Annotated in this window: 14 protein-coding genes; 5 read left to right on the top strand and 9 right to left on the bottom strand. The window is 68.8% G+C overall.

Annotation, left to right across the window (positions count from 1 at the left end; genetic code table 11):
* Positions 1–162: 162 nt before the first annotated feature.
* Positions 163–2,295 carry a TonB-dependent siderophore receptor gene (locus AAFF27_05145; protein ID XAH24582.1) on the bottom strand — a complete coding sequence of 711 codons (2,133 nt, stop codon included), beginning with the start codon at positions 2,293–2,295 and terminating at the stop codon, positions 163–165.
* 118 nt (positions 2,296–2,413) lie between these two features.
* Positions 2,414–3,322 (bottom strand): alpha/beta fold hydrolase, encoded by a 909-nt coding sequence (locus AAFF27_05140; protein ID XAH24581.1) that lies wholly within the window; start codon positions 3,320–3,322, stop codon positions 2,414–2,416.
* Between the two features lie 114 nt (positions 3,323–3,436).
* On the opposite strand from AAFF27_05140, the gene AAFF27_05135 reads away from it, so the two are divergent.
* Together AAFF27_05135 and AAFF27_05130 are read left to right on the top strand one after the other, a co-directional pair.
* Positions 3,437–5,122 carry an AMP-binding protein gene (locus AAFF27_05135; GenBank protein XAH24580.1) on the top strand — a complete coding sequence of 562 codons (1,686 nt, stop codon included), beginning with the start codon at positions 3,437–3,439 and terminating at the stop codon, positions 5,120–5,122.
* A 70-nt stretch (positions 5,123–5,192) separates the two neighbouring features.
* Positions 5,193–6,110 (top strand): MBL fold metallo-hydrolase, encoded by a 918-nt coding sequence (locus AAFF27_05130; protein ID XAH24579.1) that lies wholly within the window; start codon positions 5,193–5,195, stop codon positions 6,108–6,110.
* A 96-nt stretch (positions 6,111–6,206) separates the two neighbouring features.
* Here AAFF27_05130 and AAFF27_05125 read toward each other — a convergent pair whose 3' ends face one another.
* Entirely contained in the window at positions 6,207–7,772 is a 1,566-nt protein-coding gene (locus AAFF27_05125) for a methyl-accepting chemotaxis protein (GenBank protein ID XAH24578.1), read from the bottom strand.
* 126 nt (positions 7,773–7,898) lie between these two features.
* Here AAFF27_05125 and AAFF27_05120 point away from each other — a divergent pair, with 126 nt between their 5' ends.
* On the top strand, positions 7,899–8,516 hold the full coding sequence (locus tag AAFF27_05120; protein ID XAH24577.1) for a flavin reductase family protein: 618 nt from the start codon (positions 7,899–7,901) through the stop codon (positions 8,514–8,516).
* Between the two features lie 4 nt (positions 8,517–8,520).
* On the opposite strand, the gene AAFF27_05115 is transcribed toward AAFF27_05120, so the two are convergent.
* Positions 8,521–8,886, bottom strand: a complete 366-nt coding sequence (locus tag AAFF27_05115; GenBank protein ID XAH24576.1) for a hypothetical protein — start codon at positions 8,884–8,886, stop codon at positions 8,521–8,523.
* A gap of 650 nt (positions 8,887–9,536) precedes the next feature.
* Positions 9,537–10,205, bottom strand: a complete 669-nt coding sequence (locus tag AAFF27_05110) for a TetR/AcrR family transcriptional regulator (protein ID XAH24575.1) — start codon at positions 10,203–10,205, stop codon at positions 9,537–9,539.
* 132 nt (positions 10,206–10,337) lie between these two features.
* Here AAFF27_05110 and AAFF27_05105 point away from each other — a divergent pair, with 132 nt between their 5' ends.
* Positions 10,338–11,123: an SDR family oxidoreductase gene (locus tag AAFF27_05105; protein XAH24574.1), complete on the top strand. Its 786-nt coding sequence runs from the start codon at positions 10,338–10,340 to the stop codon at positions 11,121–11,123.
* Between the two features lie 259 nt (positions 11,124–11,382).
* Here the strand turns inward: AAFF27_05105 and AAFF27_05100 are convergent, their stop codons facing one another.
* From AAFF27_05100 to AAFF27_05090, 3 genes are read right to left on the bottom strand one after another with little or no spacing between them, the layout of a single operon-like run.
* Positions 11,383–12,726, bottom strand: a complete 1,344-nt coding sequence (locus AAFF27_05100) for an ATP-binding protein (protein XAH24573.1) — start codon at positions 12,724–12,726, stop codon at positions 11,383–11,385.
* A complete protein-coding gene (locus tag AAFF27_05095; GenBank protein XAH24572.1) occupies positions 12,716–13,402 on the bottom strand; it encodes a response regulator transcription factor in 687 nt (228 codons plus the stop codon). The genes AAFF27_05100 and AAFF27_05095 overlap by 11 nt, the downstream gene beginning before the upstream one ends.
* A gap of 21 nt (positions 13,403–13,423) precedes the next feature.
* Positions 13,424–14,209, bottom strand: coding sequence for a MipA/OmpV family protein (locus AAFF27_05090; protein ID XAH24571.1), 786 nt, complete (start codon positions 14,207–14,209; stop codon positions 13,424–13,426).
* A 300-nt stretch (positions 14,210–14,509) separates the two neighbouring features.
* On the opposite strand from AAFF27_05090, the gene AAFF27_05085 reads away from it, so the two are divergent.
* Positions 14,510–16,159, top strand: coding sequence for a phosphoethanolamine transferase (locus AAFF27_05085; GenBank protein XAH24570.1), 1,650 nt, complete (start codon positions 14,510–14,512; stop codon positions 16,157–16,159).
* A 236-nt stretch (positions 16,160–16,395) separates the two neighbouring features.
* Here AAFF27_05085 and AAFF27_05080 read toward each other — a convergent pair whose 3' ends face one another.
* Positions 16,396–22,389, bottom strand: a complete 5,994-nt coding sequence (locus tag AAFF27_05080; GenBank protein ID XAH24569.1) for an Hpt domain-containing protein — start codon at positions 22,387–22,389, stop codon at positions 16,396–16,398.
* Positions 22,390–22,392 lie beyond the last annotated feature (3 nt).

Raw genomic sequence — 22,392 nt, 5'->3', positions numbered from 1 at the left:
CCGCTGCTTCTTCTTAATTACTCACGCGCTCCGCACAAACACCAAAGGCCGCGGAGCAGGCCATGCCAGGACATCCGCGGAACCGGCTTTGCCGGGCCGCTGGATGTGCCCCCTGCAAGGGGGTTGGCGAAGACGCGAAGCGCGCAGCCTGGGGGTGTTCCACTAGAAGTCCACGCTTGCACGCAGAACGGCCTGGCGCGCCTCGCCCAAAGCCACATAGACGTTGTTGGCCGCCGACGGGTAGTAGGTCTTGTCGAACAGGTTCTTGATGTTGAGCTGCAGGCGCAGCAAGCGGCCGTCCCAGTTGCGCTCGTAGGCGACGAAGGCATCGGCCACGGTGTAGGCATCAAGGAAGAAACTGTTGGCGCTGTCGCCCGCGCGGCGGCCCACGTGGCGGGCACCACCGCCGGCGCGCCAGCGGCCGCCCCAGGCGTCGCGGCCGAAGTCGTGCGTGGCAAACAGTGAGGTGGTGTTGCGCGCCACGTTCTGCAACTGCTTGCCGGCCAGCACCGGGTCTTGCGTGACCTTGGCGTCGGTGTAGGCATAGGAGCCGATCAGCTTCCACTGCCGCGTGAGGCTGCCGGCCGCGTCCAGCTCGAAGCCGCGCGAGCGCGCCCGGCCGGCCGCGCGCACGGCGATGTCGCCATTGCTCTGCGTCTCGGACACCTGCACGTTCTTCTTGCGGATGTCGTAGAGCGCGGCGGTGACGGCCAGGCCCTGTGGCATGTCGAGCTTGGCGCCCACTTCCCAGGCCTGGCCCTGCTCGGGCGCGAGCGCATCGATGCGCGAGGCAATCGAGGTGTTGGGCTTGAAGGACTGGCTGTAGCTGCCATAGAAGGACCAGAGCGCATCGGGCTGGTAGACCACGCCCAGGCGCGGGATGAACTTGCGGCCATCGACGTCGGTGTTGACGTTGAAGGGCCGGCCCTTGCCGGCGATCTCGTGGTAGCTCTGGTAGCGCGCGCCGGCCTGCAGCAGCCACTGCGGGCTCAGGCGGACCGAGTCCTGCACGAACAGCGAGGCCGACTGCAGCTTGTCGCGCTGGTCGCTGTCGGCAGCGCTGACATTGGTGGAATACGGCAGCAGGCCGTACACCGGGTTGTAGATATTGAAGCTGCTGTCGTTGCTGCCGCGGATCAGATCTCGGCGGTAGATGTTGCTGTCTTCCAGGTCCACGCCGGCCAGCAGCTCGTGGCGCAGGCCGCCGGCCTGCAGATTGCCCTGGGCGTTGAGCTGCAGCACATGCTGCTGGCTGAGCGCGCCGCGCGTGCCGTCGGGCCGCCGCGTCAGCGCGCCGGTGGTCGGGTTCAGCGACACCGCGCGCGCCTGGTAGTCGTCGTAGCGGTTGCGGTTGTAGCTGTAGGTGCCGTTGAGCTTCCAGTCGCTGTTGAGCGCGTGCTGGGCCTGCACGGTGAAGAAGTCCGAGTCGCCGATGGTGCGGTTGTAGGCCTCGTCGAAGCGGCGCTCGCGCGGCGTGGCCACCGGCTTGCCGGTGCGGCTGTCGATGACGGTGCCACGGTCGAAGGGCTGCTCGTACTCGGTGTGCTCGTAGGACACGCGCACCGTGGTGGCGCCGCCGTACCAGGCGATGGAAGGCGCGATCACCGACTGGCGGTTGGTACCGAAATTGCGCCAGTAGTGCGTGTCGCTGTAGTCGGCAATCAGCCGGTAGGCCAGGCCGTTCTCGCCCAGCGGGCCGGTCAGGTCGAGCGAGGCGCCAGAGCCCAGGTTGGATTTGGTGACCGCCGCCTGCCCGGCGAAGGCCAGTTGCGGCTTCTTGGTGACCATGTTGACGATGCCGCCCGGATCGATCACGCCATACAGCACCGAGGACGGGCCCTTGAGCACTTCCACCCGCTCGGTGGTGTAGGTGAGATTGCGCGCCAGCACGGTGCGCACGCCGTCGCGCAGGATGGAGCCGTCGCGGTTGTAGCCAAAGCCGCGCTTGATCAGCGCGTCCTGCGTGCCGCCCAGCGTGTTGGCCTGGGTAATGCCGCTGACGTTGTAGAGCGCCTCGTCGATGTTGCGCACCTGCTGGTCCTGCAGCACCTCGGCCGGCACCACGGCGATGGCCTGCGGCACATCGCGGATGGCGGCGTCGGTGCGGGTGGCGGTGGTGGCGCGCCTGGGCTGGTAGCCGATCTCTTGCGCGCGCTCCTGCACGATGATTTCAGGCAGCGCGGTGGTGTGGGGCGCGGCGGCATCGGCGGCAGGCGCGGTCTGCGCGCCAACTGGAGCGGCGGCGGCCAGCGCCAGCGCGGCGCCACACCACAGGCCCGTAGGGCTGGTCGACATGGGTCTCTTCCTCGTATGGTCTGGACAGGCGGCCTGACAGCCCGTCGGACGCGGGCGGCGAGCGCGCCCGGGGTGAATGGGGGAAAACCCCAGGATTCTAAATCCTAACCATTCTCATTTATCGGCGTGGCGCGATCTCATCCAGCACCGCAGCCATCAGCGGCGGATGAAAGGCCAGCGCCACATGCGGCAGGCCGGGCACGAAGTAGCTGTCGGCGCCCGCCAGCGTGGCGGTCGAGGCCGGGAACACGATCTGGTCGCAATTGGAGTACCAGCAACTGAAGAGCGCGCGGCGCTCTGTGCTCTCGGTCTGCGCCAGCGCCTGCAGCCAGGCGCTGTCCAGGCGCATCTGCAGGCCGTTGCCGGTGTGGCTGAAGGCCGCCAGCGCGGTGCCGTGGTGTGGCGAGCCGATGGTGACGATGCGCCGCACCCGGCGCGCATCACCGGCCCAGCGCAGCCAGGCGCGTGCCGCCAGGCCGCCCATGCTGTGGCACAGCAGCAGCGGTGGCCGGCCCGTGGCCGCCGCGACCTGCGCCACCGCGGCCTCGACCTGGGGCACGTAGTCGTCTATCGAGGCGGCAAACACTGGCTCCAGGTTGACTGCCACGCAGGGCACGCCGCGCCGGCGCAGCTCGGTCATCCAGGGCGCCCAGAAGCCGCGGTTGCACACCAGCCCGTGCAGCAGCACCACGCCCTGGCGGCCCTGGGCGCTGCCGTTGGTCGGCAGGTAGTCGGGCACGGCGTCGGGCCGGAACGGCTGGCGCCAGCAGAAGACGCGCAGCGCCATCAGCGTTTCCTGCCCCCAGGCCCGCAGCAGTTGCAGGGCCTGCGGCGCAGGCGCCGGATCGCGCCGGTTGGCCACGCCCACCGCCACGCATTCCAGGCCCAGCACCAGCGTATGGCCCAACAGCAGCAACACCATGCCGGCCACGGCCAGCGCGGGCGACCAGCGCCACCACAACAGGCCCCAGGCGCAGATCGCCACGACGAAGCCGAAGAGGATGCGTTGCTGGAGTCGGGCGAGCATGGGGCCATCGTCGCACAGCCGCGCAGGCGACAGTGAAACAGCCCCTCCTAGGTAAAGCCCCAAGGCCACTGGCCCACATCGCCTCCCAGAATGGGGCACAAAAGGAGACTCCGCATGGACCATCGCCCCTGGCTCACCCACTACCCCGAAGGCGTCGTGCACAGCGTCGACCCGGACCGCTACGGCTCGCTGCCGCAGTTGCTGGAGCAAGCCTTCAAGGCCCATGCCGACAAGCCGTTCTCGGTCTGCATGGACCGCTGGATGAGCTATGGCGAACTGGATCGCCACTCCACCGCATTGGGTGCCTGGCTGCAGTCGCTGGGCCTGGAGCCGGGCGCACGCGTGGCCATCATGCTGCCCAACGTGCCGCAGTTCGCGGTGGCCATGGCGGCAGTGCTGCGCGCGGGCTATGTCTGCGTCAACGTCAACCCGCTCTACACCGCACGCGAGCTGCGCCACCAACTGACCGACTCCGGCGCCAGCGCCATCATCATCCTGGAGAACTTCGCCCACACGCTGGCCGAGGTGGTGGAGCAGACCGGCGTGCGCCACGTGGCCGTCACCGCCATGGGCGACCTGCTGGGCGGCAGCTACGGCGCCTGGATCACCTTTGCCGTGCGGCATCTGAAGAAGATGGTGCCGCCCTACCAATTGCCGATCACCAATGGCCGCAGCGTCACGCTCTGGCGCGAGGCGCTGCGGGCCGGCGCCGACCGCACGCTGGCGCCGCACGGCACCACGCTGGGCGACGCGGCCTTTCTGCAATACACCGGCGGCACCACCGGCCTGTCCAAGGGCGCGGAGCTGACCCAGCGCAACATCGTCGCGGCGGTGCTGCAGGCCGAGGCCTGGTTTACACCGGCGCTGGGCCGGGTTGGCGACCCGTCCAAGGTCAATGGCATCGCGGCGCTGCCGCTGTATCACATCTTCGCGCTCACGCTGTGCCTGCTGGCCATCCGCCAGGGCTCGCACCTGACGCTGATCCCCAACCCGCGCGACATCGGCAAGTTTGTGGCGGTGCTTAAAAAGCGCCCCTTCCACATGCTGCCGGCGGTCAACACCCTGTTCAACGCGCTGCTGCAGCACCCCGAGTTCAAGACCATCGACTTCTCGTCGCTGGCCTGCTCGCAGGCCGGCGGCATGGCGGCCTCGGTGGGCACGGCGCGCGCCTGGAAAGAGCAGACCGGCAGCACCATGATCGAAGGCTGGGGCATGAGCGAGACCTGCGCCATCGGCACCAACAACCCGGTCACCGCCGAGAGCTTCAGCGGCACCATCGGCCTGCCGCTGCCGGGCATAGACATCGCCATCAAGGACGACGAGGGCCACAGCCTGCCCGCCGGCACCGCCGGCGAGCTGTGCATACGCGGCCCCAACGTGATGCGCAGCTACTGGAACCAGCCCGAGGAAACCGCACGCGCCTTCACGCAAGACGGCTTTCTGCGCACCGGCGACATCGCCGTGATGGACGAGGAAGGCATCACCCGCATCGTCGACCGCAAGAAGGACATGATTCTGGTCAGCGGCTTCAACGTCTACCCGAACGAGCTGGAGAACGTCATATCGCTCTGCCCCGGCGTGCTGGAATGCGCCGCCATCGGCGTGGCCGACGAGAAGCAGGGCGAGGCGATCAAGGTGTTTGTCGTGCGCAAGGACCCGGGCCTGTCCGAAGACGAGGTACTGCGCTTCTGCCACGAGCGCCTGACCGGCTACAAGCGCCCGCGCAGCATCGAGTTCCGCGAGTCGCTGCCCAAGACCAACGTCGGCAAGATCCTGCGGCGCGAATTGAGAGCAGGCTAGCCCCATGCAGGGCACGCTCACTTATCAATAGCTATATGCCCAGGTGCAGTAAGGGCTAAAGGCATATTTCATGCATATTCTTTCGCCCGGCATGCAGGTACTGGAACGCGGCTGGCTGTCGGCCAACAGCGTGCTGTTTGCCACCGCCGACGGCCCCGCCACCCTGGTCGACAGCGGCTACTGCAGCCATGCCGAGCAGACCCTGGCGCTGGTGGAGCACGCGCTGGCCGGCCAGCCGCTGGCGCTGCTGATCAACACCCATCTGCACAGCGACCACTGCGGCGGCAACGCCGCGCTGCAGCAGCGCTACCCGGCGCTGCGCACCCTGGTGCCGCCGGGCGACGCCCAGGCCGTGCGCAACTGGGACGAAACCGCCCTGAGCTACGCCGCCACCGGCCAGGACTGCCCGCGCTTTCAGTGCGACGGCGTGCTGCCGCCCGGCGGCAAGATCGCGCTGGGCGGGCGCCCCTGGCAGATCCACGCCGCGCCCGGCCACGACCCGCATGCGCTGCTGCTGTTCGACCCGCACGCGCGCGTGCTGCTGTCGGCCGACGCGCTGTGGCAGAGCGGCTTTGGCGTGGTCTTTCCCGAGCTGGAAGGCGAGCACGCCTTCGCCGACGTGGACGCCACGCTGGACCTGATCGAATCCCTCGCCCCCGCCACCGTCGTGCCCGGCCACGGCCCGGTCTTCACCGACGTCGCCGCCGCCCTGGCCACCGCCCGCCGCCGCCTCGACGGCTTCGTGCGCGACCCGGCCCGGCACGCGGTGCATGCCGCCAAGGTGCTGGTGAAGTTCAAGCTGCTGGAGTGGCAGCGGCAGGAGCTGCCCGCCCTGCTGCAATGGGCAGGGGCCGTGCCCTATCTGCAGATGCTGCAGGCGCGCTACTTTGCCGAGGCGGCGTTTGAAGAGTGGCTGCGCGAAGTGCTGCGCGAGCTGGTGGTGGCGGGCGCGGCGCGGATCGAGCGCGGCGTAGTGGTGAATGCGTGATGCCTGCCTGGCGCCTCGTACAACAGAACAACTATCAAATAGATAGCTACAAGCCCAGGCAGCACCTGGGCTAGAGGCCTATTTCACCAAAAAAATCTAGCCCTGCACTGGCAGCCGGAAGGTACCCACCAGCTCCGCCAGGCGCACCGCCTGCCCCTTCAGGCCTTCGGCTGCGGCGGTGGATTCCTCCACCAGCGCGGCGTTCTGCTGCGTCATCTGGTCCAGCTGCGACACCGCCTCGCCGATCTGGCCCAGGCCCAGGCTTTGCTCGTCGGCGGCGTTGCTGACGGCACCGATGATGGTGCTGACCTGCTGCACCGAGTCGACGATCTCGCCCATGGTGACGCCGGCCTGTTGCGCCAGGCGGGCGCCGGTGTCGATCTGGCGCACGCTGTCGCCGATCAGGCTGCCGATCTCCTTGGCGGCGGTGGCCGAGCGCTGGGCCAGGCTGCGCACCTCGCCGGCCACCACGGCAAAGCCGCGGCCCTGCTCGCCGGCGCGGGCCGCTTCCACGGCGGCGTTGAGCGCCAGGATGTTGGTCTGGAAGGCGATGCCGTCGATCACGCCGGTGATGTCGGAGATCTTGCGCGAGGCCGCGGCAATGCCGTCCATGGTGACCACGACCTTCGCCACCGCCTCGCGCCCGCGCGTGGCCGTGCCCGAGGCCGTGCCGGCCAGTTGCGTGGCCTGGCGCGCCGAATCCGCGCTCTGGCGCACGGTGGTGACCAGCTCTTCCATGCTGGCCGCGATCTGCTGCAGGTTGGACGCCGCCTGCTCGGTGCGCGCCGACAGGTCGGTGTTGCCGGTGGCGATCTCGGCGCTGGCCATAGCCACCGAATCGCTGGCGCCGCGCATGCCCACCACCACCGCCGCCAGCCGCGACTGCATGGCGCCCAGGTCCACCAGCAGCGCCTGTACTTCATCGCGGTTGCCGGCCTGTGCGCTCAAGGCCGCGTGGGTCAGGTCGCCCTGCGCAATACGCCCGGCCATGTCCGAGGCCGCAGACAAGGGCCGCACGATGGAGCGCGACAGCAGCCAGGCGCAGCCAGCGCTCAGCAGCACGCCGAGCAAAGAGCCGCCCAGCAGCAGGGCGATGCCGTTGCGCTCGCTGCGCAGCGCGGCCGCGCGGGCCTCGGCCACGCGCTGCTGCTGGTAGCTGGCCAGGTCGTTGACGGCGGCGGCGTAGCGTTCGGCGGCGGGGCGCAGATCGCGCTCGATGGCGTCGTCCGGCACCGCCTCGCCCGCCGTCTTGCGCTTGACCAGGCCGTCGCGCACCTTGCGAAAGCTATCGCCCTTGGCGTCAATCTCGGCAAACAGGCGCCGGGTTTCATCGCTGTCGGCCAGGGCCTCCAGCCGCTTGCGCACGACTTCTGAGCGGGCCGAGGTGGCCTTGCGGTCGGCATTGGTGCGGCTGGTGAAGGCCGGGTTGTCGGAGACCAGCAGGGCTTCGGCCCGGGTCGAGCTGAGCACCGCGATGGCGTGCAGCTCGCGCGCCAGCAGCGCCCGCTCGGTCGACGGGCCGCCCAGGTCATCGGCAATGTCTTGCAGCCCGTTCAGCCGCCAAATGCCGATGGCCGCGGCCAGCGAGGTAACCAGGCAGACCAGCGCAAAGGCCAGGGCCATGCGCGAGGCAAGACGGGTGCGGGACAGAAGATGGAACATGGTCGGGGCCGAAAAGCAGACAAGCGGCGAAGGCCTTTCCAGGTTTTCGGCGAAAACTGCAGGGGCTTGAGCACACCACGCCACCGTTACACAAACGAGTCAGCCGCTTTGCAGTAGCCTTTGCCCATGCCCGACATCCACTACTACGAACCCCGCCACGGCCACGGCCTGCCGCATGACCCATTCAACGCCATCGTCGGGCCACGCCCGATCGGTTGGGTGTCCACGCAGGACGCCCAGGGCCAGCGCAATCTGGCGCCCTACAGCTTCTTCAACGCCTTCAACTACACGCCGCCCATCGTCGGCTTTGCCAGCATCGGCTGGAAAGACAGCGTGCGCAACATCGAGGCCACCGGCGAATTCACCTGGAACCTGGCCACGCGGCCGCTGGCCGAGGCCATGAACGCCAGTTGCGCCGCCGTGTCGCCAGAGGTGAACGAGTTCGAGCTGGCCGGCCTGGAGGCCGCGCCCTCACGCCTGATCGCGCCGCCGCGCGTGGCCGCCAGCCCGGTGTCTTTCGAGTGCCGGCTGACGCAGCTCTTGCAACTGCAGGGCGCGGACGGCGCCAAGGTGCCGACCTGGCTGGTGCTGGGCGAGGTGGTGGCCGTGCACATTGATCGCGCGCTGCTGAAAGACGGCATCTACGACACCGCCGCGGCCCGCCCCATCCTGCGCGGCGGCGGGCCGGCGGACTACTTCGAGATCACGCCCGAAGCGCTGTTTCACATGTGGCGGCCGCGCTGAGGCATCAGTAACGGGGGCCGCCCCAGTGCCCTTCATGAAAACGCCACCCGCCCGGGCCGCGCTCCCAGCGGTGCGGCACCCAGGCATAGCCCGGCCGCGGCGGCGTCGCCCAGCGCCCGGGGCGCCAGGCATAGCGGCCCCCTTCCCAGAACCAGCTGCCGCCGATCCAGACATGCAGCGGCGAAGGCGCCATGCCTATGACCTCAACCTGCGGCGCCGGCGGCTCGACCGGCGCGTAGACCACCGGGCCGGTCTCCACGACACGCGCTGGCGGTGCGACCACGCAGCCGGACAGCAAGGCGGCGCCGCTCAACAGCAGCACCGGAACGACACGGCCACCCCAGCGGCCGGCAGCAGATTGAAGGGACATGGAGATCTCCACAGAACAGGAACCCTCACAACGGCTGCCGCAGCGGCCTGTTGACGCCGCCGCATGAAGGCGCAGTAAAGAGTGCGCACTCGGTGTAAGAGCCATCCCTTTCAAGGTTTTGTGATCTGTTCGGTAGTTCTGGTGTCTTGCTGACGGCGGGAGGCAGCCGAGCAGCCAACATCCCAACAGCCGGCCCCCACCCCAGCCCTCCCCCAGCGGGGGCGGGAGTAATGCAAAGGCCGAGCGCAGCGAAGGCCCGTGTGGCAGTCCCGGGGTCCCCTCTGTGGCGTTGAGGAGCGGAAGAGTCGGCAGGTTGCCCGTAGCGCAGCGAAGGGACGGCGAGGACTGTTTGAGCGAAGCGAGTTCCGCAGCCGCCTGCTGACTCTGAGCACCGCAGAGCAGTCCGGCAAAGCCGGACCGCCACAGTGGGGTCGCCCTTTCTTTGGTGACTTTCTTTCGGCGACGCGAAAGAAAGTTACTCGCCCGCCGGGGCGAACTCCCGGCACCCGCCGCCAGCAAGGCACACAGCGCAGGGATATCTCAAAGACCTTGAAAAGGATGGTTCTAAGAACGTGTTTACGATCTCTATGGGGTCGCACAAGTGTCTTTGCGAGCCGTCTGCGGCATTGCGGCGCTTGCCAATAGCGGGGCTATTGGCTGCGCACTGAGCCGTGCATCAATGACACCAAGGCGTGCTCGAGATCCCGTTCGAAGTCGTATCGCAGGCTCTGCAACTCGGGCAGCTCGACCACTTGTGCGGCGATCCCTGCCGGGTTGCTGAGCGGCCAGAGGCCGATGATGAGCGGGAACGCGTACTTCACCATCTGTTCAAAGGCTTGCATCGGCTTATCGGGCATGCGGGCAGAGAAGGCCTGCGCTGTTCCTTGCCGAACAGCCAGCAACTGGCCCTTGAACTCGACCATCCTTTCGAACGACACCTTGCGCTCGAGGATGGACGGCAGGATGCTGGTCAGCCGGCAAAGCAATGGCCGGGCTGAAATTGTCGAGGCAAAGACGCGGGCCATGTGTTCGAAGCTGGCACCCGCCTTGCCGCCGCGCGCCAACCCCGTGCCGAGCTCGGCATGCCAGTCTGCATATTCTTCGACGAGCAGGTCCATCAACACGGCCTCGCTGCTTTCGAAATACCGGTAGACGTTCGACTTGGTCATCTGCGCTTGGCGCGCCAGTTCGTTGATTCCCAGATCCAGGGCCACCGGGTTCTGGCGCAGTATTTCGCGCGCGGTGGCTAGCAGGTGGCGGCGTCGTTCTTCCTTCTGCTCGGCGGATCGGGCGCGTACGTACGAGTCGGGTGAATTCATGCGGTGAGCAGGTTTCATTTGCTAAAAGACCGATAGTCTGCTAAATTACAGACCATCGGTCTTCAATCTTGCCTGAAAAACAGGATGCCGGCCACCTTCAGCCTTCACTGCGATCTCAAAAGGACAAACATCATGGCTACCAACGTCGATTCATGGGTTCTCGTCACTGGGGCGTCCAGTGGTTTTGGCGAAGAGTTCGCACGGCAGTACGCGGCGAAGGGCCACCCGCTGATCCTGGTCGCCCGCCGGCTCGACCGGCTGCAAGCCCTCGCCGCGGCGCTGCAGAAGGAATACGGCGTCAAAGTGATCGTGGAGCAGGTCGATCTGTCCGATGTGGCCGCCGTCACCGCCTTGCACGCGAGCCTTCGCGCGCGCGGCATCGCGGTCGAGATCCTGATCAACAACGCGGGCCATGGCTTGCAAGGCCCGTTTCTCGACACGCCTATGCAGAGCGCCCTGGACATGCTGCAACTGGACATCGCGAGCCTCACCGTGATGACCCGGCTCTTCGGCGAGGACATGCGCGGGCGGCGCCGCGGAAAGATACTGCTCGTCGCCAGCATGTTGGCCTACTTCGGCGTCGACAACATGGCGGTGTACGGCGCCGCCAAGGCCTACGTGCTGCGTCTTGGCGATGCGTTGCACCGGGAGCTCAAGCGCGATGGGGTGACCGTGACCTCGCTGTGCCCCGGCATGTCAGACACCGGCTTCGCGCAGGCGGCGAAACAGAAGATCACTTGGGGTCTGAAGCTTCTGATGATGAAGCCGGAACCGGTGGTGCGGGCCGGCATCCGTGCGCTGGACGCGGGTCGCATCAGCGTCGTTCCGGGCATCAACAACAAGGCAGCCGTGGCCATGGTGTGGGCAACGCCGAGATGGCTGCACCAGGCCATCTTTGCGCGCATTATGAATGGCTAAGAACGTGCTTGCATGGCGAGGATTTTCAACGTCGCCCTGAGTGCGCAGACGCGCTTTCATGTTCCGGTATCTCCAGGTTGCTGTACTAGTGTCGCGTCAAGCATGATCTGCCGGCGTGCACTTGCCCTCACCGCGCATCGCCGCGTTGCAGTCCTTGCCCAGGCTTCAGCCTGGGCTGCGGCCTACGCCTTGCGCTGCACGCCGATGGCTTCGCGCACTCCCGTCACATCACACTTGACGCGACACTAGCAGCCAGGCCTCATCCGCCAAAGTCGACCAGGAACACCGTGCCCGGTAGCGGCTGGGCAGCGCGCACGCGCAGGCCCCAGCCGTGGGCCTGCGCAATCTCCTGGCAGATGGCAAGACCCAGGCCCGCGCCCTCGTAGCTGGCCGCCTTGCCGCGCCAGAAGCGGGTGAACAAATGCGGCAGGTCTTCTGCCGCGATGCCGGCGCCGGCGTCCTGCACCGCGATGCCGGCGGCATCGACCCGCAGCTGCACGGTGCTACCAGGCGGCGCGTGGTGCAGCGCGTTCTCCAGCAGGTTCTTCACCAGGATGAACAGCGCGCCGCCATCGGCCTGCAACAGCACCGGCGCCGCCGGCCGGTCGAGTTCGACGTGCACGTTGCGCCGCTCGACCAGGCGCGCCAGGTAGTCCAGCGCATCGGCCACGGTTTGCGCCGCATCAAGCGGCTCCAGCACGTAGTTGTGCGATTCGCTGACCTCGGCCAGGTGCAGCAACTGGTGGATCTGGCGCGCCATGAAGTCCAGGTCGCGCAGCAATACATCGCGCCCGGACACACCGCCCAGCTCGACCTCGGCCCGGATCAGCGATAGCGGCGTCTTCAGCTCGTGCGCCGCCGCCGCCAAAAACTCCTGCTGCACCCGGTAGCCGCGCTCCAGCCGGGCCAGGGCCTGATTGAAGGCATCGATCAGCGGCACCAGCTCGCATGGCAAGTGCACGGCATCCAGGCGCAGGGCCAGGTTGCTGGGCGCAATGCCGGCCGCCACCGCGGATACGTCGCGCAGCGGCTTGAGCATGCGCCACACCACCAGCACCACCACGGCGCTGACCACCACCAAGGCCAGCAGGCTTGCCGCCAGTGCGGCCTTGATGGCGATCATGCCGCCGCTTTCTCGCCACAGGCTCACCAATCGGTCGCTTTGCGCAAACTGGACGACATAGGAGCGCCCCTCACGCTGCACCGGCGCCATCTGCACACGCAGCGTGATGCCGTTGGCCGACACCGTGGTTGCCCCCTGCCGCGCGGGGTCGAAGGGCTGGTGCGCCAGCACCTCCAGTGCCGGGCCTGGCAGGGACGTTATCCGCACCACGCCTGCCGCATCGAGCACGCGAAAGCTCGCGTCCTTGGGCAGTGCGTCATAGACAAACTGGAGCTCATCGGGCAGTTCCACCGCCACCAACTGGCCGCCCGCGTCAAAACGCAGTCCCTCCGCGATCCGGTCCGCGTGCGCCGCCTGGCGGATCATGCCGCTGGGCCGCAATGCCAGCGCTGTGGCCACCGCGCCGCCGACCAGGGCCAACACCAGCAGCACGGCGCCCACCGACACCAGCAGCAATTGCGCCGCCAGGCTACGCGGCAAGCGGGGTCTGGCGTAGCGCATAGCCATGCCCTCGGATATTGGCCACCTGCAGCGGCGAGCCGATCGCCAGCAGCTTCTTGCGCAGGCGGTGCAGCGCCACGTCCAGCGCATTGGGCGTGACGGCTTCATCCAGGCCCCAGGCCGCATGCTCCAGCGCCGTGCGCCGCACCGTCTGCCCGGCCGCGCGCACCAGGCTCAGCATGATCTGCAGCTCTGCGCTGGCCAGGGTGATGGCTTCGTCCCCGTACACCATGCAGCCGCCCTCGGGCAGCACCCGCAGGCCCGCGTATTCCGGCGCCAGGCTGCGCAGCGCCGGCGGGCGGCGCATCAGGGCGCGCACGCGCGCCACCATTTCTTCCATGGCGAAGGGCTTGGGCAGGTAGTCGTCGGCACCCGCCTCCAGGCCGGCCACGCGGTCATGCAGGGCGTCGCGCGCGGTCAGCATCAGGCAGGGAATGCGCTGGCCGGCGCCGCGCAGGCGCCGCACCAGGTCCAGGCCGTCACCGTCCGGCAGGCCACGGTCGACGATGGCCGCGGCATAGCCCGCGCCCAGCAGCGCATGCCAGGCGGCATCGATGTGCGAGAAGGTATCGACCTCGATCCCCGCTCCGGACAAGGCCTTGCCGATCAGCGCGCCCAGGCGGCCGTGGTCTTCGACCAGCGCGACGCGGTTCATGCCCACTTGCCCTTTCGCGGTTCAGAAGCGGTAAAGATATCCCACCTGCACCATGCTCAGGTTGCGCCGGTCCACCAGCGGGCTGTCCTTGATGCCCTTGCCGAGCGTCGTCACGCCCACGTTCAGCAGCAGCGTCTGGCGCGGCGCCAGGGCGTAGGCGGCGCGCACGCCCAGCTCCATATTGACGGTGGCGCGGCCGTCGTAGGCCGGCCGGTTGAAGGCCGCCTCGGATGCGTTCACGCCGTAGAAGTAGTCGACGTACTTGCGGTCGTGCCAGACAGAGGCCACGCGCGGCACGATCTGGAAGCGCCCGAACTGGAACGCGTGCTCCACACCCACGCGGGCCTCCACGCCCTTGCTGGCGGTGGCATCGGCCAGCAGCTCGATCGACGCCCGGGTGCCGCCCACGCGCCAGGCGGCGGTGCCGCCCAGCCACAGCGGCGCCTTGCGCTCGGCCATGCCGGCAAGCGCTGGCGAATCCGATGCGTCATAGCCCTCCAGCAGCGAATAGCGCGCGCGCAGCGTGAACTCGTAGGGCTCGGCCGTCGCCAGCTTCCAGTCCACCGTGGTCCCGGACACCCGCAGGCGCGGCCCGTCGTAGGTGACCAGCGGCAACACGCGCGTCTTGCCCTCAACGCCACGGTAGGGCCGCTGCGTCGAGATGACGGCGCCGCCCAGCCCCCAGCTGGAGGCCCCCGGTGCGGCGGCAGAAGGCGCCGCCTCTTGTGCCACCACCCAGGAAGAAGCGGTGCCCGCCCCCAGCAGCAGGACGAGTGCCGCAGGGCGGCGAAGAGATACACGGGCCATGGCCATTCCAGACAAAGTTAGACAGGCCGGCATCGTCCGCCGGCCCGTCTTACGGCCGACTTACCCACAGGCACACCAACAAACTGTTGCAAAACAGTGGTGCCGCCAGCGCACAACTATCAAATAGATAGCTATGTGCCCAGGTGCAAACTGCATATCAATAAAAAAAGCATCTGAAGTTCAGGATATACGCCGGCTCATAGCTATTTTTTACATAGCAATCATTGCACCGCAAGACTGGCACGCCGCCATGCGCACCGCCGCCCAGGCAGAATGCGCCCGCCCCGCTACTGCCGCCCCATGCCCCTGCCCGCCCATTCCCGCACCTCGTTCCTGCCATCCCGCAGTGGGCTCGCCCCGTGGCTGGCCGCAGCGCTCACGCTGGCGCTGATCGCGCTCGGCCACGAAGACCGCCGCGTGCTGCAGCTGGCCGCCCTGGCCGCACCCGGGCTGGCCTGGCTGTTCTGGCCGGTGCAGCGCCCCGGGCCGCACCGCCTGCGCGCGGTGCTGGTCTGGTGCTGGGCCATGGTCTTCGTGGCCGACGGCCTGGCGCGGTCCTACCTGCTGGACGTCTACCAGGCCGCGCCCGACAGCTCCATGGTGCTGGGCGCCACCGCCAACACCAACGCCCGCGAAAGCGCCGAATACCTGTCCATGTACTGGCGCCCCTTGCTGCTCCAGGGAGTCCTGCTGATCAGTGTCGGCGCGCTGCTGGCCTTCTGCGTCGGCAGAGGACGCCGCAGTGCGCCCGCGCGCATGCCGCGCTGGCTGCGCGGCATGGTCGTGCTCGGCTGCGTTGCACTGGCACTGCTCAGCCTCGCGGCCTATGCCAGCAAGCCCTGGCGCCGCCTGCACCCCATCGCCTACTGGATGGATTGGGACGCCAAGGTCGACATGGTGCGCATCGGCTGGGCCGACCAGCAACAGGCACGCGAGCGCACCCTGCAGCAGGCCCGCGACGCCGCGCCCAGCGTGGATATCGCAGGCCCATCCACCGTGGTGCTGGTCATCTCCGACAGCGTCAACCGCGACAACATGTCGCTCTACGGCTACGGCCGCCCGACCACGCCGCAACTGCAGGCGCAGCAGCGGCAATTGCCAGACGAGCTGCTGGTGCTGCGCAACGCCTGGTCGCGCGACGCCAGCACCCTGCCCGCCCTGCGCAACCTGTTCCGCTTCGGCCAGCCCGACAGCGCCCAGCCGCAGCACGCCATCGCCCTGGCGCGCGCCGCCGGCTACAAGGTCTGGTGGATCACCAACCATGACGATGTCGGCATCGAGCAGATGCATGCGCGCCTGGCCGACGTGGTCGAGTTCAGCAACCGCACGCCGGGCAGGTCGAGCACCTCGCTCGACAGCGAGGTGCTCGACTGCCTGCAAGAAGCGCTCGCCGACACCAGCCCGCGCAAGCTGGTCGTGGTGCACCTGATGGGCACCCACCCGCACTACAACATGCGCTTTCCGGCCGACGCCAACCCGTTTGACGACGCCGTGGACGCGGTCGAAAGCGGCATGCAGCGGCAAGGCCGCCCGGCCTGGCTACGGCAGATGCGCCACGACTACGACGCCGCCATGCTCTACCACGACGCCGTGGTGGCCGAGACCCTGCAGCTGACACGCAGCCAGGCCCCGGCAGACGGCTACCGCGCCTGGATGTACCTGTCCGACCACGGCCAGGAAGTCGCCCACGGCAGCGACCGCGCCGGCCACAGCCCGCAGACCGCCTCTGGCTACCGCATCCCGGCCCTGCTATGGCGCAGCACGCCGCAGCAAGCCTGGCCGGCGGAGCTGGCCCAGCGCCCCTTCCGCGCCGACTGGGCCGCCTGGACCCTGGCCGATCTGCTGCACCTGCGCTGGAGCGGCGACCAGCCGCAGCACAACGTGCTGAGCCCCGGCTACCAGTGGCAGGCGCCGGATATTCCGGCCAAGGTGGAGTCGTTTCTGCAATAAGAACGGCGGCACTGGCCGGGATTTACCTAGGGCATTTTTTTGGTGAAAAGTGCCATTTCCCCAGGTGCAGCCTGGGCTTTTAGCTATCTTTTTTACCTGATTAGGTACCTGCCTCAGATTGCTCTCTCCATCCGTTCGGGCTGAGCCTGTCGAAGCCAGGGCGCGCCTTGGAGTGGCCCTTCGACAAGCTCAGGGCGAACGGGTTTAGTCTGCGATAGGTAGCTAATCAGGCTTTTTTAAGCGCCGTCCGCTTCCAGCGCCGGCACGGCAGCCCCGGCCAGCGCATAGCGCCGCACCAGCCCCAGCAGTTCCTCTTCCGGATAAGGCTTGCCCAGGTAGTGGTTGGCGCCCAGCGACAGCGCATGCTCGCGGTGCTTGGCCGCAATGCGCGAGGTAATCATCACCACCGGCAGGTCGTGCAGCGCGGCATCAGCGCGGATGTTGCGCACCAGGTCGAAGCCATCCATGCGCGGCATTTCGATGTCCGACAGCACCAGCGCCGGCCGCTCTTCCTGCAAGCGCTCCAGCGCCTGCAGGCCGTCCGCCGCCAGCGCCACGCGGTAGCCTTCGCGGCGCAGCAGGCGCTGGGTGACGCGGCGCACGGTGATGGAGTCATCCACCACCAGCACCAGCGGCACGCCCGGGTCCACGTCGGCCAGCGGCGAGCCTGGGTCGATGCCACCCGCAGCCGCTGCCGTGCCGCTGCCGGCCTCGGCCTGTGCCGCCTGCTGGGCGCGGATGCGCTCGCCGTGCACGTTGGCCAGGGCCACTGGGTTGTAGATCAGCACCACGGCGCCCGAAGGCAGCACCGACATGCCCGACAAGCCCGGCAGGCGCGCCAGTTGCGGCCCCAGGTTCTTCACCACCACTTCCTGCTGGCCCAGCACTTCGTCCACGTGCAGCGCAATGCGCTGCTGCGCGCTGCGGAAGATCACCACCGGGCGCGTGCGCGTCGGCGGCTCCTGGCTGCGCGCGGAGGCTTGCAGCAAGGCGCCGGTCCAGAAGAAGGGCACCTCATCCATGTCGTGGTTGAAGGTGCCGCTGGCATAGGCCTGCTCCAGATCGCCCACCGTGGCGCGGCGCACGATCTCCACCACCGTGGCCGGCACGGCAAAGGCCAGATGGCCGGCGCGCAGCATCACCACCTGGGTCACGGCGGTGGTGAGCGGCAGGATCAGCCGGAAGCGCGTGCCCTGGCCGGTCTGCGAGTGGGTCTCGATGCGGCCGCCAGCGGCCTGCACTTCAGAGCGCACCACGTCCATGCCGATGCCGCGGCCCGCCAGCTCGGTCACCTGGGTCGCGGTAGAGAAGCCCGGCGCAAAAATGAAATGGGCGGTATCGCTGTCGCTGGGCGCGTCGCCCTCGCCGATCAGGCCCAGCGCACGCGCCTTGGCACGGATGCGCTCGTAGTCCAGGCCAGCGCCGTCGTCGCGGAATTCCACCGCCACGTCATTGCCTTCCTGGTGCAGCCGGATGGCGATGGTGCCGGTGGCGGGCTTGCCAGCGGCAGCGCGCGTGGCGGCGTTTTCGATACCGTGCACCACGGCATTGCGCAGCAGGTGCTCGAAGGCCGGCGCCAGGCGTTCCAGCACGCCACGGTCCATCTCGACCGCGCCGCCGGTGATGTCCAGCGTGATCGGCTTGCCGGTTTCCTTGGCCGCCTGGCGCGCCACGGCGTAGAGCCGGTCGGCAATGCCTTCGAACTCGACCATGCGCGTGCGCAGCAGGTCACGCTGCAGCTCGCGCGCCTGGCGGCCCTGGGCCACCAGCTCGTCTTCCGTGCCCTGCATGGCGCGGTGCAGGTTGCGCTGCACCGTCGCCACGTCGTCCACCGACTCGGCCATCATGCGGGTCAGTTCCTGCACGCGGGTGAAGCGGTCGAATTCCAGCGGGTCGAAGCCGGCTGCACTGTCCTTGGCCTGCGCCAGGCGCGACTGCATCTGCGACTCGGCCTGCACCTCGATGTCGCGCAACTGGCGCCGCAGGCGGTCCAGGTTGCCGGTAAGTTCACCCAGCGAGCCCTGCATCTGGCCCAGGCGTGCCTCCAGGCGCGAGCGGCTGATCATGACCTCGCCGGCCTGGTTCACCAGGCGGTCCAGCAGTTGCGAACGCACCCGCACCGATGGGCCGGCGCTGCCGCGCGCGGCGCTGATCAGCGGCGTGCGCACCGGCACGGCCACGCCGCGTGCTGCAGCGCTATTCGCCGCAGGCAATACCGCGGGCGCATCCGCCGCCACAGGCTCGATCGGGGCCGCGACGGCAGCCGGTGCCTCGTCTGCGGCGCGCAGCTTGTCGAACTCGCTGCGCAGCGCATCGGCATAGGCGAACAAGGGCTCGATCTGCACCGACGCCAGGGTTTCCGAGCCCAGGTCGTCGATGGCGGTCTCGAAGCGGTGCGCCAGCTCGCCCAGGCGCATGGCGCCGGCCAGCCGGGCGCTGCCCTTGAGGGTGTGCAGCGCGCGCAGCACCTCGCCGCGCGCGGTGCCGTTGTCGGGGCGCGCGGCCCACTGGCGCAGCGCGCTGCCCAGCGCGGGCAGCAGCTCCTGCGCTTCTTCCTCGAAGATCGGGAACAGATCAGCGTCGACCGCATCGAGCACGTCGATGTCATCGTCCAGCGTGGCACCGGCGCCCACGGCGCGGGCGATGGCGTCGTCGATGCGGCGCTCGGCGGCATCCGAGGTTTCGGTTGCGGCCGGCTGCACCGTTTCGGCTGGCGCCGGATCGTCGGCCGGGAACACTTCGGAGAAATCGATGGACTCGGCCGCCGGGACGTGTGCCAGCGCCTCGTCGTGCGCAGGCGCAGCCGCCGCCTCGTCCTCCGACGCGCGCAAGAAGCTGGCAGCCGAAGGCACGGCGGCAACGTCGTCGCTGTCGATGATGGCCTGCAGCGCGCGCAGCAGGCGTGGCGTGGGCTCTTTCAGGAAACCGGCAGCGAACTGGTGCAGCAGGTGCCGGATGTCTTCCGCCGTATCGACGAAAACGCCGGCCTGGTGGACCGTGCCGCCGCCATGCAGTTGCACATGCTGCAGCGCCTGCTCCAGCAGGCGTGCCATGCCGGACAAGGCCGTGAAGCCCACCGTGCCCGAGCTGCCCGCGAGCGAGTGCGCGAGCCCGACGGGCACATCCGACAGACGCCGGTGCAGCTCCAGCGACCATTCGGTCAGCTCGGTCACCAGGCGGCGCGACCATTCGTCGGCTTCGTTGAGGTAGACGTTGTAGAGCGGGATCGGGATGCGCAGCGCGCCAATGGCCTTGACGTCGTCCGCGGCCGGCGCCAGGCCAGCATCGTCGTGCTCCACGCCAACGGCTTCTTCCGGCTCGATGGCGGCCGGTGGCTCGGCCGCTTTGTGCGGCGTGCCGGGGAAGTCGAGCTGGAACTCGTCGCTGGCCAGCGACCAATCCTCGGCCGGCTGCGCGTCAAGCGCCGCTGGCACCTCCGCAGCTTCTGCCGTGGCGAGCGGTTCTGGCGCCGGTGCGTCGACATCGTCCAGCAGGGCTGCAGGTTCGGCCGGCGTCGCATCCTGGGCCGTGTCCGCTTCGGAGAGGGCCGCGGCGAACTCGGAGAAGTCCACCTCTTCGATCTGCAGGTCCTGCGTGGGCAGGGGCTCTTCTGGCAGCACCGCGTCAGGCTCGGACGCCGGTGCTGCGGGCTCTGGCTCCAGCCGCAGCTCGAATGCCAGTTCCTCTGCGGCGGGGACCGGTGCCGGCACATCGTCGGCCAGGCCGGCACCCGGCAGCGGGATCTCCAGCTCGATCGGGTCTTCGGCAAGCAGCCCGGCAGGCGTCGCCTCAGGGGTCGCCTGGGGCACAGCCTCGTCGTCGAAGGCGCGTGTCGGCTCGAAGTCAACGTGGACCGGATCGGCTTCATGCGATGCCGCAGGCGGCGCGGCCACGGCCAGCGGCACGGGCGCAGCCCCCAGGCGCAAGGCGTCGGCAGAGGCGCGGAAGGGCGCCGGGTCCCAGGCTTCGTCCTGGTTGTCGGCAATGTCCTCGACCCAGCGCGCCAGGGCGACCAGCGCCTCGTCGGCCAGGCGGCGGTGGCTCTCGGGCATGGGCTGCTGCTCGGCCAGCCAGGCGTTGCAGAGCTGCTCCATGGCCCAGGCGGCCTCGCCGAAGCGGTCCAGCTGCACCATGCGGGCGCTGCCCTTCAAGGTATGGAAGGCGCGGCGCAGGGTGGTCTGCTCGCTCAGCGCATCAGGCTGGGCATCCAGCGCGGCCACGCTGGCGCGGCCGTTGCCCAGGACTTCGCGCGCTTCGTCCAGAAAGATCTCGCGCAATTCCAGGTCGTCGTCTTCGCCGTCGCCCGCATGCGCGAGCGGTTTGGCCACGGCTGCCGGCACAGAGACAGCCGGCAGTGGCGGCATCGGCTCGGCGGGAGGCGCGGGCTCGGCCGGCACGATCACCGGCAGCGGCGGCTCCTGGCGCGCACCGGCAACGGCACTGGCCACCTCGGGCACATCGTGGGCCCGGACACGGCCGCGGCCCATGACGATGCGCAGCTCGCCACGCTCTTCGTCATAGACGAACAGGCGGCGCGCCAAGGTGGGCTGGTAGCCCAGCATGTCGATCAGGAAGCTGAGCGCGCCCAGGCTGTTGCCAAGCCGGTCAAAGACGGCATTGCGCGCCACCGGGTCGGTGGGCTCGCCCACCAGCAGGCGCTCGACGCTGTCGCGCATGCGCAGTACGGCCTGCGATGCCTGGTCCAGCCCCAGCACCGACAGCACGCCACGCATCTGCGCCAGGTGGCCAGGCACGGCGGCCAGTGGCGAGGCGTCCTGCGGCGCGCGAAAGAATTGGTCCAGCGATTGCTCGGCCTCGCGCAAGGTGGTGCGCAGCTCTTCCACCACGCTGCCCATGGTCTGGCGATCGCTCACACGGCGGTAGAGGTCTTCCATCCAGCCGTCGAGTGGCTCGGGCGCCGTGGCGCCGCGTGCCCGGTCGAGCCGGCTGGCCAGCAGGCTTGCGCGCTCGGCCATGGCGCCATCAGGCGTATCCAGCTCTTCGTAGGCGGCTTGCAGGTAAAGAATGGAGGTGGCGACTTCCATCGCCAGCGCGGTCGCGGGCGGCTCGCCGGTGCGCACGGTGGCATCCAGCGCCTGGGTCAGCGCCTGGGCCAACGGCGCGCTCTGCGGATGCAGGCGGCGCAGCGAGTCAGCCACCAGATTGAACTGGTCGGCCGCCGCTTTCAGCTTGTGCCGGTCACCGCCGGCCAGCGCCGACCAGGTCTCGGCGGCGGCGGCGATGCGCTTGCGCGCCTGTGCCAGCAGCACCGGATCGAAACGGCCGAAGCGGCGCACTTCATAGTCGATCGGCTCGGCGGAGTGCATGCCGTAGGCGCTGTGCACGGCCGACAGCGCGGGCGCGGCCTCTGCCTGCAGCGGGCGCGCCTGGGCGCAGAAGAACAGCATGTCCTGCAGCAGGCGCTCGCTGGGCGCGGCATCGCCCCGGACGAAAGCGGCGTACTGCATCAGCACCCGCGAGGCCACGCGCTTGGCATGCAGGTCGCGCGGCAGCAGGCCCAGCGCCTGGGCCTCGAAGAAGCCAGCGCAGACGCGCCAGAACGATTGGGCGGCGCCCTCTTCCTGCGCGGCGGCAAAGCCCTGGCTCAGTTCGCAGAGCTTGCGCGCGGCGTCGGCGTCGCCGGTCTTGACGACCTTGAGCACAGCCTGGTCCAACTGCGCACGCGCAGCGGGGCCATAAGGCTGCAGCCGCGGCGTGCCCACCACCTGCGGCCTGACCGGGCGGCGCTCGGCGGGCCAGAGGTCGGCCGGGTGCGTGCGCTCTGCGCCGGCCAGGGCCTGCACATCGCGGTACTGCGGAAACAGACCAACTGCGGAATAGGTCTTGCCGGCCAGCACCGCATCCAGGTATTCGCCCAAAGCGAAACCCGCACGCTCGAGCGTTGCCACGGCCGGCTCATCGCACAGCGCCGGGCGCTGCAGGAATTTCTGTACTGCGGCCTCCATGGCGCGCACCAGCACGGCCGTGGGCTCCATGCCGACCATCTCCAGCGCACCGGACACCTGGTGCAACTGCTGGCGCGCGGCGCGCAAGGGCGCCGTGTCCAGCAGCTCAAGATCAGGCGGGCCGGCCGCCTCGGCTTCGCGCACGAAGCGCCGCAGCGACTTGACCGCTCCCTCGATGCCGCGCTGCAGCTCGGCAACCACCCAGGCCAGCGGGCCCAGGTCGCGTTCGTGGAGGGCCGGCTCGGCGGCGTCTGGAAATTGCATGGC

The sequence above is a fragment of the Xylophilus sp. GW821-FHT01B05 genome (assembly GCA_038961845.1).
In the GTDB taxonomy this organism is placed as follows: domain Bacteria; phylum Pseudomonadota; class Gammaproteobacteria; order Burkholderiales; family Burkholderiaceae_C; genus Xylophilus.
This window is presented reverse-complemented; position numbering and strand designations above follow the sequence as displayed.